Consider the following 15,349-nt stretch of genomic DNA (forward strand, 5'->3'; position numbering starts at 1 on the left):
GGATCACCCTGATGTAATGAGCTTATGCACCTCAACCCTTACGGCGAGGATGCCGTCAACATGGCCGCCGAGCTGGCCAACCGGCCTCCGGCGGACGCCGCCGAGCTGACGGACCGCTGCCGTGCGGCCGGTCTGGTGGTGGACTCCCCGGGGACTCCGGAGGATCTGCGCCGGGCCCTGGAGGCGCTGGGCGCGTGGGAGAAGGTGGTCGACGCGGGCGACGACGCGGAGCGCGCCGAGCTGGTCAACCGGATGCTCGCGGAGGCCGCCGCCCACCCGCGGATGACGAACCACACGGGCGGCGGCTGGCACCTCCACTACCGCGACGACCGCCAGACCCTGGGCGCGGTGCTGTACTCCCTGATCGCGGTGGGCACCGCCCTGCACCTGTCCGGCCGCGGCATGCACCGCCTGCGCCGCTGCGCGGTCGCCGAGTGCGTCACGATCTTCGCCGACACCACCCGCACGGGCCGCCGCCGCTACTGCTCCCACCCCTGCGCCAACCGTGACGCGGTCCGCCGCCACCGGGCGCGCGCCGCCGCCGCGCCGGTCCGGAGCCGGTAGCCGCCCCCCTTCGCCGTTCCACCGCGACGTCCAGCGGTGACTTCGGCTGCGGGACACCGCACGCACCCCGGCGGGCGTCCTACCCTGAGGACAGCGGTGTGCACACCGTGGACACCGCGTTCCGTCTATCGTGGCTCACCACGCATGGACGACCTGTGCCGAACGACGACTTGTGCCGAGGCAGACAGCGCATGAAACCGCAGATCGACTACGCGGCGGTCTTCCGGGCCCTGCCCGGCATGGTGGCACTGCTCACCCCCGAGCTGGTGTACGCCGACGCCAACGACGACTTCCTGCGGCTGGCCGGGCGCACCCGCGAGCAGCTGCTCGGCCGCTACATCTTCGACGTCTTCCCGGAGAACCCGAACGACCCGGCCGCCGCCGGCCGGCAGGAGACCGAGGCGTCGATGCTGCGGGTGGTGGCGTCGGGCGAGCGCGACACGATGGCGCTGCTGCGCTACGACATCGAGGACACCGCACGGCCGGGCAGCTGGCGGGAGCACTACTGGAGCCCGGTCAACGCGCCCGTCCTCGGCGCCGACGGGAAGGTCGCGCTGATCGTGCACCGGGTGGAGGAGGTCACCGAACTCGTCCGGGCCGGCGCCGGCGGCGGTGACGACCGCGCCCAGGTCCTGGAGGCCGAGGTGTACACCCGGGCGCGCGAACTCCAGGAGATCAACGACCGGCTGCGGCGGGCGCACGCCCACGAACGCGAGGTGGCCCTCGCCCTGCAGGCGGCGATGCTGCCGCCGCCGCCCGGGACCGGGCCGCACCGGGCGGCCGTGCGCTACCGGCCCGCCGTCGGCGCGCTGAACGTGTGCGGCGACTGGTACGACCTCGTCGACCTGCCCGGCGGCAACCTCGCGGTCGCCGTCGGTGACGTCGTCGGCCACGGTCTCGCCGCCGCCTGCGCCATGGGCCAGCTGCGCAGCGCGCTGAGCGCGGCCTGCCGGGCCACCGACGGCCCCGCCCGGGCCCTGGACGTCCTCGGCCTGTACGCCCGTTCCGTGGAGGGCGCCGAGTCGACCACCGTGGCGACGACCTTCGTCGACTGGGACAGCCACACGGTCACCTACAGCAGCGCCGGCCATCCGCCGCCCGCCCTGCTGCATCCCGACGGCACGGTCGCCTTCCTCGACGGCGCCACCGACCCCCCGCTGGCGGCCCGCCCCGAGCATCTCCCGCGTCCGCAGGCCACCGCGGACTTCGCCGAGGGCGGCACGCTCGTCCTCTACACCGACGGCCTGGTGGAGCGCCGTACCGAGGACATCGACGCCGGGCTGGCCCGTCTCGCCGGCTCCCTGACCCGGCACCGCCACGCCGACCCGGAGGCTCTGGCCGACGCCCTGCTGGGCGATCTCCTCCCCGCCGACGGCGCCACCGACGACACGGCGCTGATCGTCCTGCGGCTCTGACCTGTCTCCGTCTGCCTCGGTCCACCTCGGTCCACCTCAGTCGGCCGTCTGTTCGGCGGGGCGGGCCAGGCCGGCGGTCCACTTCTCCTCGATCCGGCCGACCTTCCACACCAGCAGGGCCAGCGCCCAGGTCGCGAAGAAAAGCCCGACGATGACGTATCCGACGAAGTTGAGATCGAGGCCGGAGACCCAGTCCCAGAACGGCCCGTGCAGGCCGGCCTGGTCGGCGATCAGGCCCAGCAGCTCCACCGTGCCGATGAGGAGGGCGACGGCGACCGACAGGCCGGTGACGGTGAGGTTGTAGTAGACCTTGCGGACCGGCTGGGAGAACGCCCAGCCGTAGGCGAAGTTCATGAACGAGCCGTCGATCGTGTCGAGCAGCGACATGCCGGCCGCGAACAGGACCGGCAGGCACAGGATCGCGTACCAGGGCAGACCGGAGGCCGCGCCCGAGCCCGCGAGGACGAGCAGCGCGATCTCCGTGGCCGTGTCGAAGCCGAGGCCGAAGAGCAGGCCCAGCGGGTACATCTGCCACGGCCTGGTGATCGACCTCATCAGCCGGCCGAGTACGCGGTTCATGAAGCCGCGGTTGTTGAGCTGCTCCTCCAGGGCGGCCTCGTCGAAGTGGCCGGTGCGCATGGCCCGGAAGACCTTCCAGATACCCACCATGATCACGATGTTGATGATCGCGATGAGGTAGAGGAAGGTCCCGGAGACCGTCGTACCGATCCAGCCGGTGACGCTGTGCAGCCCGGAGTCGTCGTCCCGCACCGGTCCGGCCAGCGCCCTCACGCCCAGGGAGAGCAGGAGGGCGAGCGCGAAGACGATCGAGGAGTGGCCGAGGGAGAACCAGAAGCCGACCGACAACGGCCGCTGGCCCTCGCCCATCAGCTTCCGGGTGGTGTTGTCGATCGCGGCGATGTGGTCGGCGTCGAAGGCGTGCCGCATGCCGAGCGTGTAGGCGGTGACGCCGATCCCGATCCCGAAGGTCTTGCCGCCGAGGCTGTAGTGCTCGGGGGCGACGATCACCACGAGGGTGAACCAGCCGATGACGTGCAGCGCCAGGATGAACGCGGCCATCCCGCCGAGGCTCGCCCACTCCTTGCGGGTCATGGAAACACGGTTCATGGACCCCCAGGCTTCTGCACATCACTTGCAGTTACAACAGGGCAGCGGTAAAGCCGTGGTCAAAGCGGACGGCCCTGCGGTCAGGTGTCCGCCGAGACCTTCTTGATCGCCTCGCGGATCCGGGAGTAGGTGCCGCAGCGGCAGACGTTCTCGATGGCGTCGATGTCGGCGTCGGAGGGCCGGGGCGTCCGCTTCAGGAGGGCCGCCGCGGCCATGATCTGACCCGGCTGGCAGAAGCCGCACTGGGCGACGTCGCAGTCGAGCCAGGCCTGCTGCACGGGGTGCAGCCGGTTGCCGTCGGCGAGGCCCTCGATGGTGGTGACCTCGCGGTCCGCGCAGTCGGCGACCGGCACGACACAGGGCTGTATCTCACCGCCGTCGAGGTGGCTGGTGCAGGCCCGGCAGACGCCCACCCCGCAGCCGTACTTGGGCCCGGTGACGTTCAGCAGGTCGCGCAGCACCCACAGCAGCGGCATGTCGGCCGGCGCCTCGACGGTGACCCGCTCGCCGTTGAGGACGAAGGAGTGAGAGGACGGGGAGGAGTCAGAAGCATGGGACGACATCGGCACCTTCTCAGAAGTCGAGGGGGAAACGGCGCGGCCTGGACCCGGTGGCCCGGGCGTAGGCGTTGGCCACGGCGCCGGCCGCGGCCGGGACGCCGAGTTCGCCCGCCCCGCCCGGCGCCCGCCGCGAGGGCATGATGTGGGCCTCGAAGCGGAGCGGGGCGTGCCGCTGGCGGGCGTAGCGGAAGTCGGCGTAGCTGCTTTCGCGGACGGCGCCCCGGTCGATGTGCAGTCCGGCCCGCAGGACGGTGGAGATGCCGTCGATCGCGGTGCCCATGAGCTGGGCCTCGAGCCCGCTGGGGTTCACCGCGGTGCCGACGTCGGCCGCCATCACCACCCTGGTCACCCGGGGGTTCTTCGAATCGGTGGCGTCGATCTCGACGAGAGCGGCCACGCAGGAGCCGTACTCCTCGTGGACGGCGACGCCCTGCGCCTGTCCGGCGGGCAGGGTTCGGCCCCACTCCCCGGCGGCGGCGACCTTGTCGAGGACGGCGCGCACGGGCTTGCCGCGCAGTGTCGTCCGGCGGAAGGCCACCGGGTCCTTGCCGAGCGCCCTGGCCACCTCGTCGACGACGATCTCCTCGGCGGTGCGCGAGGTCCCGGAGTCCACGGAGCGCCAGGGGCCGATCGGTATCGCCAGGTCGACCGAGCCCCAATCCCCCGAGATCGGGCCGAAGTTGTACAGGCCGGAGTCGCTGGGCAGCGGCCCCGCCGCCCGGGCGAAGGCCGCCGGACGCACCCCGGCGCCCTGGCCGTCGTACGTCTCGCTGACCGAGGCCACGGAGTGGGCGAAGGCGACCACCCGGCCGCCGGCGTGACTGGCCCGGATCCGGTGGTGGCCGGCCGGGCGCATCCGCCCGTGCCGGATGTCGTCGGCGCGGCTCCACATCAGCTTGACCGGCCGGCCCGCCGCCTTGGAGACGAGGGCGGCCTCGAGCGCGGCGTCGTGGTTCAGCCGACGGCCGAACGAGCCGCCGGCGCGGACGACATGGACCCGTACCTTCGACGCGGGCAGGCCGACGGCGGAGGCGATGGAGTCGCGGGCGTCCATCGGCGCCTGGGAGGCGAACCAGATCTCGGCGCTGTGTGCGCGTACGTCCGCGACGGCGGTGAGCACCTCCATCGGGGCATGGCTGACGAAGGCGAACTCGAACTCGGCCTCCGTCTGCGCCGATCCGCGCGGCGGGGTGCCCAACTTGGGTACGGCGGACCGCAGTCGGGTGCGGATCGCGGCGTCGGAGAGCGCGGCGAGCGGCCCGGGCACCCAGGTGATCTTCAGTGCGTCCCGGGCCTTGAAGGCGTGGTGGAAGGTGTCCGCCACGACGGCGACCCCGCCGGGGACCTTGACGACCGCGCGCACGCCGGGCATCGTGCGGGCCGCCCGGTCGTCGAGTGTCCGGACCCGGCCGCCGAGCGTCGGGGGCCGCGCCACGACGGTCGGCTTCGCCCCGGCCACGGCGAGGTCTCCTGCGTACTGGGCCCGCCCGGTGACGATGTCCCGGGCGTCGATCCGGGTCGTCGGGCGGCCGATCACCCGGTGTTTCGTGACCGGTTTCGGCTTGCTGGACACGGCGGGCCGCCCGACCCGGGCGGCGCTCGCGGTCAGCGAACCGAAGGTGGCCGACCGCCCGTTGGGGGCGATCACCCGAGTGCCCTCGGTACGGAGGAACCGCGCGGGCATGTGCCACCGCCGGGCGGCCGCGGTCACCAGCTTGGCCCGCGCCAGGGCGGCAAGTTCCCGGGCCGGGCCGTACAGCGAACTGACCGAACTCGACCCGCCCGTGTACTGGTTGCCCTTCCTGCGTGCCTCGGCGAGCGGGATCCGCACGTCGGCGAGCCGGGCGTCCAGCTCCTCGGCGATCATCATGGCGACCGCCGTGGTCACGCCCTGTCCGACCTCGACCCGGGGCAGCCGTACGACGATCTTGTTGGCCTCGGTGACCTCCAGCACCAGCATCTCGTCGTCCGCGCCGGTGACCAGGACGTCCGAGCGCGCACGCGCGCTCTCGGCGCCCTCCGCTTCCGGGGCGTCACAGCCGAGCGGGGCCGCGACGGTCAGCGTGGACGCCGCGAGTGTGTAGACCACGAACCTGCGACGGGACAACTCAGGGGCCAACGGACGCTCCTCGACAGGCGTTTCGGCCCGTTGCGACCGGCGTCCCGCGACGCCTTCGGGCCGGTTCGACGTGTAGGAGGGTCGTGGACCGCCGACGGTTGCCTGCGGGGCCGCGAACGCTCTAGGCAGCCGAGGGCGGCGTGGGACCGCCCGCCGGTACCGGGACGGCCGAGGCGATCAGTTCGCGGACCCGGGCGGCGGGGACGGGGACTCCCGGGGCCTGGAAGAACCAGCGGCCGCGTTCCTCGGCGGTGCTCAGCCCCTCGGGCCAGGCGCCCAGGTAGGGCTGGACGTGGATCGGGGTGTTGGGTCCGATCCGCCAGCTGTCGGCGAGGGTGCCGAGGTCGACCGCGTCGTAGCCGATCACGTCCAGGAAGTCGGTCACCCGCGCCTTCGCCTCGGCGTCGTCACCGGCGACGGCCAGCGCGCTGCGGTCGGCGGCGCCGACGGGCCGGGCCAGGGTGAACAGCCGGCGGAAGTCGAGGTTGGTGAACGTCTTCACCACACGCGAGCCGGCCAGGTGCCGCTGCACGAGCTGGCTGGAGGTCAGCGCCCCCGCGTCCAGCTCCTCGATCCGGCCGTCGCGGTAGGGGTAGTAGACGGTCGTGTCGATCACCGTCCGGCCGGCCAGCGCGCTCGCGGGCAGCTGCTCGTAGGCCAGCAGCGGGACGGTCGCCACCACCAGGTCACCGGCCCGCGCGGCCTCCTCCGGGGTGGCGGCCCGGGCCCTCGGTCCCAGCTCGGCAACGAGATCGGCGAGCGTCTCGGGGCCGCGCGAGTTGCTCAGTACGACGTCCAGGCCGGCGGCGACGGCCAGCCGGGCCACCGCGCCGCCTATGTTGCCGCTGCCGATGAGTCCGACGGTCTTGGTCATGGATGGGTCTCCCTCGCGACGACGGCGGATGATTATGCTTACGAAAGTACAGTACTTACTCTTCATAAGCATCATCGCGCCCTTACGATGGCTGTATGAGCCGAGGGACCGAGCGCGTGGCCGGAATGAGCGTGTTCGATCCGCAGTGCGTCTCGCGGGAGGTGCTGGAGCACGCCACGGGCCGGTGGGGCGGCCTGACCCTGGCCGCCCTGGTCGACGGGCCGCTGCGGTTCGCCGAGGTACGGCGCCAGGTCACCGGCGTCTCCGACCGGATGCTGTGGCAGACCCTCCAGCGGCTGGAGGACGACGGCCTGGTCACCCGGACCCCGCACCCGACCGTCGCCCGCCGCGTGGACTACGAACTCACCGCCCTCGGCAGGCCCATCGCCGAGCGGGTCTGCGACCTGATCGACGCGATCTACGACCAGCTGCCCGGCATCGTCGCCCACCAGCGCGCGTCCGCTGCCGCCGCCGTTGCCGCTTCCACGGATGGCGGCGAACCCGCCTCCGGCTGAGGGTTCACCCGTCCAGGCCGCCCCGTTTCACCAGCTGGCTCGCGATGACGTTGCGCTGGATCTCGTTCGTGCCCTCGCCGACGATCATCAACGGGGCGTCACGGAAGTAGCGTTCGACGTCGAACTCGGTGGAGTAGCCGTAACCCCCGTGGATCCGGACGGCGTTGAGGGCGATCTGCATGGCGGTCTCGGAGGCGAAGAGCTTGGCCATGCCCGCCTCCATGTCGACGCGCCGCCCCGCCTGCGCCTCACGGGCGGCGTACAGGGTGAGCTGGCGCGCCGCGGTGAGCGAAGTGGCCATGTCCGCGAGGTAGTTGCCGATCGACTGGTGCCGCCAGATCGGTTTGCCGAACGACTCCCGCTCCTGGGCGTAGGCGAGGGCGTCCTCCAGGGCCGCCCGGCCCACGCCGAGGGCGCGGGCGGCGACCTGGAGGCGCCCCGTCTCCAGGCCCTTCATCATCTGCGCGAAGCCCCTGCCCGGCACCCCGCCGAGGACGGCGTCGGCCGGTGCCCGGTAGTCGTCGAAGGCCAACTCGCAGCTCTCGACGCCCTTGTAGCCGAGCTTGGGCAGGTCGCGGGAGACCGTCAGGCCGGGGCCGTGTTCGACCAGGAGGATGGAGATGCCCTGGTGGGCGGGGATCGCGTCCGGGTCGGTCTTGCAGAGCAGGGCGATCAGCCGCGAGCGGCGGGAGTTGGTGATCCAGGTCTTCGCCCCGTTCACCGTGTAGCCGTCGCCGTCGGCGTCCCTGCGGGCGACGGTCCGCATGGCCTGGAGGTCCGATCCCCCGCCCGGCTCGGTGAGCGCCATGGTCGCGCGGACCTCGCCGGTGGCGAGCCCGGGCAGCCAGCGGCTCTTCTGCTCCTGCGTACCGAAGCCGAGCAGCAGCTTGGCGACGACGGTGTGCCCGCCCATCGCCCCGGCGAGGCTCATCCAGCCGCGTGCCAGCTCCTCGGTGACCAGTACGTAGCAGGGGGTGGAGACGGGGGTGCCGCCGTACTCCTCGGGGACGGCGAGGCCGAAGACGCCCAGTCGCTTCATCCGCTCGATCAGGGCCTCGGGATAGGTGTCGCCGTGCTCCAGCTCCCTGACGACGGGCTTCACCTCCTTGTCGACGAAGTCGCGCACGGTACGGACGACGAACTGCTCGTCCTCGGTCAGGATGTCGAGCGTGCTCATACGGCTCCCCGGTGGGTGAGGGTGGCAGAGGCTGGTTCAGATGACGCCGTCGGCCCTCAGGGCTTCGATGTGCGCGGTGTCGTAGCCGATTTCCGCGAGGACGCGCTCGGTGTGCTCGCCGGCGGCGGGGACGGCGTCCATGCGTACGGCCGCCCCCGCGAGGTCGGCCGGCGGCAGCAGCGCGGGCACCAGGGCCCCGCCGGGGATCGGCACCTCGCGCCAGCGGTCGCGGGCGGCGAGGACGGGGTGGGCGAGGAACTCCTCGACGTCGTTGACGCCGGAGTTGGCGATACCCGCCTCGTCGAGCAGTCTCCCCGCCTCGGCGGCGGTCAGCAGGGCGAACCGTTCGGCCACGATCGCGTTCACCTCCGCACGGTGGGCGACGCGGGCGGAGCCGGTGGCGAACCGCGGGTCCTCGGCGAGTCCGGGCCGGCCCAGGAACCGCTCGCACAGCGCCGTCCACTCGCGCTCGTTCTGGACGGAGAACAGCACGTCCTTGCCGTCGACCGCGGTGAAGGCGCCGTACGGCGCGATCGTGGCGTGCTGGGTCCCGATGCGCGGCGGCTGGGCACCGCCGAAGCGGGTGTAGTAGGCGGGCTGGCCGAGCCACTCGGCGAGCGCCTCGAACAACGACACCTCCACCGCCCGGGCGACGCCGGTGGTGGCCCGGGTGAACAGGGCGGTGAGGATGCCCGAGTAGGCGTACATGCCGGCGGCGATGTCGGCGATCGACACGCCGACCCGGGCCGCGCCGTGCTCGTTGCCGGTCAGCGACACGAGCCCGGTCTGGCACTGCACCAGCAGGTCGTACGCCTTGCGGTCGGCCCAGGGCCCGGTCGATCCGTAACCGGTCACGGAACACGGGATCAGGGACGGGAAGCGCTCGGCGAGGGCCTCGGCGCCCAGGCCCATCCGGGAGGCCGCGCCCGGGGCCAGGTTCTGTACGAACACGTCGGCGCCGGTGAGCAGCCGCTCCAGGACGTCCCGGCCCGCGTCCGTCTTCAGATCGAGGGTCACGGACTCCTTGGACCGGTTGAGCCACACGAAATAGCTGGACTCGCCGTGCACGGTGGTGTCGTAGCGGCGGGCGAAGTCGCCGCCCCCCGGCCGCTCCACCTTGATCACCCGGGCGCCGAGGTCGGCGAGCTGGCGGGTGGCGTAGGGGGCGGCGACTGCCTGCTCGATGCTGACGACCGTGATGCCGGCCAGAGGGAGGGTCATGGATACCATCATGAGCAGTCATGAGCGCATAGCTGAAATAGCGATGCGTGATGCCCCCATGCGTGTTCCGGATGGGGGCATGCGTGGTCCGGACGGGGCGAGGAAGGACAAGGAGGGTCGCGGTGGACATCAGGCAGCTCCGGGCGGTCGTCACGGTCGCCGAGGTCGGCAGCGTCACCCGCGCGGCGGAGCTGCTGCACCTGGTGCAGCCCGCCGTCACCCGGCAGATCCGCACCCTGGAGCAGGAACTCGGCGTCGACCTCTTCGAGCGGACCGGGCAGGGCATGCGGCCCACGCAGGCCGGGGCGGTGATGGTGGAGCGCGCCCGGCGTGCCCTGAACGAGCTGGAGCGGGCCCGCGCCGAGGTGCAGCCGGCCCCCGGCGAGGTGACCGGCATCGTCACCGTCGGGCTGCTGGAGAGCACGAGCGACCTGCTGGCCGAGCCGCTGGTGACCACGCTCGCCCGGGACCGTCCCGGCATCGAACTGCGGCTGATGACCGCGTACTCCGGGCATCTGCAGCGGTGGCTCGACGACGGCGACCTCGACCTCACCCTGCTCTACAACCTGGACAGCACGCCCTCGCTCAACGTCCGCCCGCTGCTGCGGGAACGCCTGTGGGCGGTCGCGCCGGCGTCGGCCGGCCTCGACGGGGGCCGTCCCGTCCCCTTCGCCGAGGCGGCCCGGCATCCGCTCATCGCACCCGCCTCGGGACACGCGCTGCGCAGCCTGGTCGACGCGGCGGCCGTGCGCGCCGGGTCGGCGCTGGACGTCGTCGTGCAGACCAACTCCATGCGGGTGCAGAAGCAGCTCGTGCGGGCCGGCCACGGCTGGACGGTCCTGCCGGGGCTGGGCGTCGCCACGGACGTGGCGCGGGGCACGCTGAGCGCCGCGCCGCTCGCCGAACCCGAGGTGTGGCGCTCGGTCGTCCTCGGCACCCCGCGCTCCGGACGCACCCCGCCCGCCGTGGACGTCGTCGCCCGCGCCCTGGTCCGCCTGGTCGAGTCGGCGGTCACCGAGGGCACCTGGCCCTCCGCCCACCTCACGTAGCCGCCCGGGCAGGACCATGCGGCCGGCGCATACAGGCATCACGTCTTTCTATTGTTCAGCGCACTCCATCACCGCCCATGATGGGCGGCGGGCAGAAGCTGATCGGCCGTAAGAAGTGGGAGCGCGACTGATGACCGACACCCCTGAACTCCGCCTGGACCGGCGCCGTTTCGTCGCCGGACTGGTCGCCCGGCTCCCCCGGGAGTCCCTGGTCGTCACCGGTCTCGGTTCGCCGGGCTACGACGTGTTCGCGGCCGGTGACCGGCCCACGAACTTCTATCTCTGGGGCGCGATGGGCGCCGCGGCACCCCTCGCCCTGGGACTCGCCCTCGCCCGGCCCGAGCACCCGGTGGTGGCGGTAACGGGCGACGGCGAACACCTCATGGGCATCGGCGCGTTGGCCACCATCGGCGCCCGGCTCCCCCCGAATCTCACGGTCGTCGTACTCGACAACGCGCACTTCGGCGAGACCGGCATGCAGCCCAGTCACACCGGCCTGGGCACCGATCTCGTCGCCGTCGCGAAGGGCTTCGGCATCCGGGACGCCGTACGGATCACCGACGCCGCCCGGACCGAGGACCTCGCCCGGCGCATCGCGGCGCGCGCCGGGACGACGTACGCGCAGGTCCTGATCGACACCACCGAGCCGCCGCGCGCGCTGCCGCCCCGTGACGGCGTGGCCAACAAGAACGCCTTCCGCGCCGCACTCGGCCTGGACACCTTCTGAGGCCTGGACACCTTCCGCAGAACAGGAGTTCGAAGCCCATGCCCGCCGCTCCCCCTCCCCTCGCCTCCTACGTCGAGTCCTGGCACCCCCGACCGGTCACCGACGGGGACGACTTGGCGCCCGGCCCGGCCGCGGCCCTGTCGGCGGTGCTGAACCTGCCGGCCCCCGCCGCCGGGCCCGGCGATCCCCTCCCCCCGCTCTGGCACTGGCTGCACTTCCTGACCTGGCCCGCCCACCGCGACCTCGGCGCCGACGGCCACCCGCTGAAGGGGCACTTCCTGCCGCCGGTTCCGGACCGGCAGCGCATGTGGGCGGGCGGCCGTTGTGAGATCGCCGAACCGCTCCGCCTCGGCGAACCCGCGGAACGCGTCGCCGGCCTCGCCTCGGTCACCGCCAAGCAGGGCCGCACCGGGGAGCTGCTGTTCGTCACCGAACGCCGGGAGTTCCGGCAGTACGGCCGCACCTGCCTGGTCGAGGAGCAGGACATCGTCTACCGGTCCGGACGCGGCGGCGCCCCACACCCCCGCGAACTCGACGAGTCCGCGTTCCCCCACCCCGGCGACCCGTGGCAGGTCCCGCTGCGCCCGGACCCGGCGCTGCTGTTCCGGTTCAGCGCGCTCACCGCCAACGCCCATCGCATCCACTACGACGCCCCGTACTGCCGTGACGAGGAGGGCTATCCCGGTGTCGTCGTGCACGGCCCGCTGCTGGCGCTGCTCATGCTGGAAACGGTCCGCCGGCACGCCCCGGACCGGCGGGTGCGCTCCCTGGCCTACCGCCTGCGCAGCCCCGTCTTCGCGGGCGAGCGCCTGACGGCCTGCGGCACCCCCGCCGGCGACGAGGCCGCCCTCCGTGTCGCCACCCACCGCGAGGAACGGCACGCCACGGCCGAGGTGACCTTCCAGGCGCCCTAGACCTGTGCGGGCAGCCTCGGCAGCCGGGGCGGGGTGCCGGGGATGACGGTGCGTGCCATGCTCGCGCCGTCGGCGAGCCGCAGGCCGGGGTGGCGGTGCAGCAGGGTGTGCAGGGCGATCTCGCACTGGATGCGGGCGAGGGTGGCACCGACGCAGTAGTGGATGCCGTGGCCGAAGCCGATGTGCCCCTCGGTGCCGTCGGTGGGGCGGCGGGTGATGTCGAGGCGGTCGGGGTCGTCGTAGCGGCGCGGGTCGCGGTTGGCGGAGACGAGGACGAACTGGACGCAGTCGCCCCGCCGGATCGTCGTGCCGTGGAACTCGGTGTCCTCGGCGGCGATCCGCATCCGCACCATGATGTCGGGCCCGCACCAGCGGACGAACTCCTGCACCGCGCCCGGCATCAACTCCGGTTCGGCCTGGAGGAGTTTCAGCTGGTCGGGGTGGGTGAGAAGGGCGGCGAGGCTGTTGACGAGGAGCTGGGCGGTGTTGTCGTAGCCGGCCATGACGACGTTGAGGACCATCGCCACGGCCTCCTCCTCGGTCAGCCGGTACTCGGCGTGGTCGCGGGCGGCGGCGAGGGCGCTCAGCACGTCGTCGGCGGGCTCCCGGCGCCGCTCGTCGAGCAGGCGCAGGACGGTGTCGACGACGGCCGGGGAGGACTTCCGCAGCCGTTCCGGTTCCATGACCAGGATGTCGTCGCCCCAGCGGCGGAAGACGGCACGGTCCTCCTCGGGAACGCCCGCCAGTTCGCAGACGACGGTGATGGCGAGCGGGTAGGCGTAGCCGTCGACGAGTTCCAGGACGCCGTCGGGCGAGCGGCGGTGGAGGTCGTCGAGGATCTCCGCGGCGACCTGCTCCACGCGCGGGCGCAGGGCCTGCATCCGGCGGGCGCTGAAAGCCCGGCCGACGGCTCCGCGCACCCGGGTGTGGTCCGGCGGGTCGGTGTCCAGGGCCGAGACGAGGAAGTACTTCTGGACCTCCACGGGCAGGTTCAGCATGTCCACCAGGGTGCGGCGCGGGTCCTCGCCGGTGTGGCCCTCGATCGCGTCGGGGCTGCTGACGAAGCGGCTGTCGCGCAGGCCCTCGCGGACGTCGTCGTAGCGGGTGACCAGCCACACGGGCTGGGTCTCGGTCAGCCAGCCGCGCACCACGGGGCCCTGTTCGCGGACCTTGCCGTAGCCGGCGGCGGGGTCGGCCTTCAGGTCGTGGTCGAGAAGGTACAGCTCTCCGGGCGGGCGGGTGGTCAGGGGGGCGGGCGGGTTCGGCATGGGTCAACTCCCTTGTTCTGTAGACCTGTTCGGACGGCCCTGGCAACCTGCTCAGACGATCCGCGCGGCGATGTCCGCCACCAGTTCCGTCTCGTGGCCGACCAGGTAGAAGTGGTCGCCGGGGAAGGAGCGCAGCGCGAAGCGCCCGGGTTCGGTCAGCTCGGCCCAGGCGCCGACGGCCTGCGCCGGGCAACTGGTGTCGTCGCGGCCCGTGTAGGCGGTGATCGGGGCGCGCAGCGCGACGGGGCGGTCGGGGCGGTAGGCCTCGATGAGGCGGTAGTCGGCGCGCAGGGCGGGCAGCAGCAGTTCCCTGAGCTCCGGGATGTCGTAGGCCTCGGCCTGGTGGTCGCCGAGTCCGCGCACGACGGCGAGGAGCGCGTCGTCGTCGCCGTCGGGCACCCCGGCCGGGCGGGCCCGGTGCGGGGCGGCGCGTCCGGAGACCAGCAGGTGGGCCACGGGCACGCCACGGGCCTCCAGCCGCAGCGCCACCTCGTAGGCGACGGCGGAGCCCATGCTGTGGCCGAACAGGGTGAGCGGCAGGCCGGTGTACGGGGCGAGGGCCTCGGTGACGGCGTCCGCGAGGGCGGCCATGTCCTCGACGCAGGGTTCCGCGAGGCGGTCCTGGCGGCCGGGGTAGCGCACGGCGAGGAGTTCGGTGTCGTCGGGCAGCCGGGCGGGCCAGCCGTGGAAGAGGTGGGCGGTGCCGCCGGCGTGCGGGAGGCACACCAGCCGGCGGGCGGGCCGGGCCGCACGACAGCCGTGCACCCGCAGCCAGTTGTCCGCGGTGGGCCGCCGGGGCGCGGGGAGCGCGGTGGCGGTCGTGAGGTGGGGCGGTGCCATGCGGCCTCCTGGGGTCTGACGAACGGGGGCTGAGGAGCGGGGCCTGACGAGCGGGGGCTAACGAAACATGCTGAACTGACGGGAGTTGAGGAGGGACAGGAAGTAAGGGAGCTTGTCCACGGCCCGTTTGGGGACGTGCGCGGTCTGTACGGTGTCCCGGCGCAGGTCGGTGACGACGAGCGTGTAGACGCCGTCCTCCTCGACGAGTTCGGCCGAGTAGAGAGGTGTCTCCATCAGGGGGCCACCTCCGCCAGCCAGGAGTCCCAGGCGCGCGTGGCGTCCTCGGGGTCGGTGTCCGGTGCGTACAGGTGGTGGCCGAGCCACAGGGGCCAGTTCCAGGGGCTGCCGTCGAAGAACCGGTACAGGGCGTCGGCGGTGCGCAGTCCGAGGAAACCGGGGTCGTCACGGTCGACCACCGCTTCGACGGGCGGTCCGGCCCGATGCGGCAGTACGACCTTCACGGTGTCGCCGGTGCCGGCCGTGGCGGGCAGCCCGAGCCGTTCGCGTACGGCGGTGAAGGCGCCGGGGGCGGCCGGTTCCGGGCGGCCGGCCCGGACGTAGCGGGCGGGGCGGCCGGCGAAGTGGCGCAGATACTCGGCGAGGCTGTGCCGGTAGAAGTCGAAGTGCCGTTGGGCGGCGTCGGCACGGGTGTCCCAGCCGTCGTCGGGGGTGCCCGGGTGGACCCAGTGGATGCCCATGGACAGCCGGGTGCCGGTGTCGCCGTCCGCCTCGACGATGTAGTCGAGGGTGTTGGAGAAACCGTCCTCACCGGTGGCCCGGCAGGCGAACCGGCGGGGCGGCTCCCATTCCACGACGGTGGCCGAGCCGCGCGAGACGGCGCCGCCGACGCGGGGCTCGATCTCCATCGGGTACAGCCAGCCGAGGTTGCCCTCGCCGGTGGCGACCGCGTTCCACACCTGTTCGGGTGCCACGGGCAGCAGTTGCTCGCGGCGCACCCGGAACTCGCGGGGCATACAG

The 15,349-nt window shown here is 72.9% G+C and carries 16 protein-coding genes; 6 read left to right on the plus strand and 10 right to left on the minus strand.

The genetic code is table 11. The features are described 5' to 3' along the window. The first annotated feature begins 24 nt into the window (after positions 1 to 24). Entirely contained in the window at positions 25 to 564 is a 540-nt protein-coding gene (locus tag ACFPIH_RS00990) for a CGNR zinc finger domain-containing protein (protein ID WP_381166200.1), read from the plus strand. A gap of 191 nt (positions 565 to 755) precedes the next feature. Then, positions 756 to 1,979 (plus strand): PP2C family protein-serine/threonine phosphatase, encoded by a 1,224-nt coding sequence (locus ACFPIH_RS00995; protein ID WP_381166202.1) that lies wholly within the window; start codon positions 756 to 758, stop codon positions 1,977 to 1,979. Positions 1,980 to 2,015: 36 nt separating this feature from the next. Here ACFPIH_RS00995 and nicT read toward each other — a convergent pair whose 3' ends face one another. From nicT to ACFPIH_RS01015, 4 genes are all read right to left on the minus strand, one after another. Next, complete coding sequence (gene nicT / locus ACFPIH_RS01000) at positions 2,016 to 3,107, minus strand: Nickel transporter NicT (protein WP_381166204.1); 1,092 nt, start codon at positions 3,105 to 3,107, stop codon at positions 2,016 to 2,018. Between the two features lie 80 nt (positions 3,108 to 3,187). Next, positions 3,188 to 3,670: a (2Fe-2S)-binding protein gene (locus ACFPIH_RS01005; protein ID WP_381166206.1), complete on the minus strand. Its 483-nt coding sequence runs from the start codon at positions 3,668 to 3,670 to the stop codon at positions 3,188 to 3,190. A 10-nt stretch (positions 3,671 to 3,680) separates the two neighbouring features. After that, positions 3,681 to 5,756, minus strand: a complete 2,076-nt coding sequence (locus ACFPIH_RS01010; protein ID WP_381166669.1) for a xanthine dehydrogenase family protein molybdopterin-binding subunit — start codon at positions 5,754 to 5,756, stop codon at positions 3,681 to 3,683. Positions 5,757 to 5,907: 151 nt separating this feature from the next. Further along, positions 5,908 to 6,735: an NADPH-dependent F420 reductase gene (locus ACFPIH_RS01015; RefSeq protein WP_381166208.1), complete on the minus strand. Its 828-nt coding sequence runs from the start codon at positions 6,733 to 6,735 to the stop codon at positions 5,908 to 5,910. A 20-nt stretch (positions 6,736 to 6,755) separates the two neighbouring features. Here ACFPIH_RS01015 and ACFPIH_RS01020 point away from each other — a divergent pair, with 20 nt between their 5' ends. Continuing rightward, the gene (locus tag ACFPIH_RS01020; RefSeq protein WP_381166210.1) at positions 6,756 to 7,175 is read left to right on the plus strand and encodes a winged helix-turn-helix transcriptional regulator; all 420 of its coding nucleotides are present in this window, start codon (positions 6,756 to 6,758) and stop codon (positions 7,173 to 7,175) included. A gap of 4 nt (positions 7,176 to 7,179) precedes the next feature. Here the strand turns inward: ACFPIH_RS01020 and ACFPIH_RS01025 are convergent, their stop codons facing one another. Both ACFPIH_RS01025 and ACFPIH_RS01030 read right to left on the minus strand, forming a co-directional pair. Continuing rightward, positions 7,180 to 8,352, minus strand: coding sequence for an acyl-CoA dehydrogenase family protein (locus ACFPIH_RS01025; RefSeq protein WP_381166212.1), 1,173 nt, complete (start codon positions 8,350 to 8,352; stop codon positions 7,180 to 7,182). A 36-nt stretch (positions 8,353 to 8,388) separates the two neighbouring features. Next, positions 8,389 to 9,573 (minus strand): CaiB/BaiF CoA transferase family protein, encoded by a 1,185-nt coding sequence (locus ACFPIH_RS01030; protein WP_381166214.1) that lies wholly within the window; start codon positions 9,571 to 9,573, stop codon positions 8,389 to 8,391. 122 nt (positions 9,574 to 9,695) lie between these two features. Between ACFPIH_RS01030 and ACFPIH_RS01035 the strand changes: the two genes are divergently transcribed. The 3 genes from ACFPIH_RS01035 (at position 9,696) to ACFPIH_RS01045 (ending at position 12,263) form a co-directional block, all read left to right on the plus strand. After that, a complete protein-coding gene (locus tag ACFPIH_RS01035) occupies positions 9,696 to 10,622 on the plus strand; it encodes a LysR family transcriptional regulator (protein ID WP_381166216.1) in 927 nt (308 codons plus the stop codon). 130 nt (positions 10,623 to 10,752) lie between these two features. After that, positions 10,753 to 11,349: a thiamine pyrophosphate-dependent enzyme gene (locus ACFPIH_RS01040; protein WP_381166218.1), complete on the plus strand. Its 597-nt coding sequence runs from the start codon at positions 10,753 to 10,755 to the stop codon at positions 11,347 to 11,349. Positions 11,350 to 11,387: 38 nt separating this feature from the next. Beyond that, complete coding sequence (locus ACFPIH_RS01045; protein WP_381166220.1) at positions 11,388 to 12,263, plus strand: HTD2 family dehydratase; 876 nt, start codon at positions 11,388 to 11,390, stop codon at positions 12,261 to 12,263. Here ACFPIH_RS01045 and ACFPIH_RS01050 read toward each other — a convergent pair. The 4 genes from ACFPIH_RS01050 to ACFPIH_RS01065 are packed head-to-tail and all read right to left on the minus strand — an operon-like array spanning position 12,260 to position 15,345. Next, complete coding sequence (locus tag ACFPIH_RS01050) at positions 12,260 to 13,531, minus strand: cytochrome P450 family protein (protein ID WP_381166222.1); 1,272 nt, start codon at positions 13,529 to 13,531, stop codon at positions 12,260 to 12,262. The two genes, ACFPIH_RS01045 and ACFPIH_RS01050, sit on opposite strands and share 4 nt — an antisense overlap. 51 nt (positions 13,532 to 13,582) lie before the next feature. Beyond that, on the minus strand, positions 13,583 to 14,371 hold the full coding sequence (locus tag ACFPIH_RS01055; protein WP_381166224.1) for a thioesterase II family protein: 789 nt from the start codon (positions 14,369 to 14,371) through the stop codon (positions 13,583 to 13,585). 57 nt (positions 14,372 to 14,428) lie between these two features. Next, entirely contained in the window at positions 14,429 to 14,605 is a 177-nt protein-coding gene (locus ACFPIH_RS01060) for a hypothetical protein (protein ID WP_381166226.1), read from the minus strand. Further along, positions 14,605 to 15,345 carry an SRPBCC family protein gene (locus ACFPIH_RS01065; protein ID WP_381166228.1) on the minus strand — a complete coding sequence of 247 codons (741 nt, stop codon included), beginning with the start codon at positions 15,343 to 15,345 and terminating at the stop codon, positions 14,605 to 14,607. Before ACFPIH_RS01065 ends, ACFPIH_RS01060 begins: the two co-directional genes overlap by 1 nt. Positions 15,346 to 15,349 lie beyond the last annotated feature (4 nt).

This window comes from Streptomyces vulcanius (assembly GCF_042653945.1).
In the GTDB taxonomy this organism is placed as follows: domain Bacteria; phylum Actinomycetota; class Actinomycetes; order Streptomycetales; family Streptomycetaceae; genus Streptomyces; species Streptomyces mangrovi.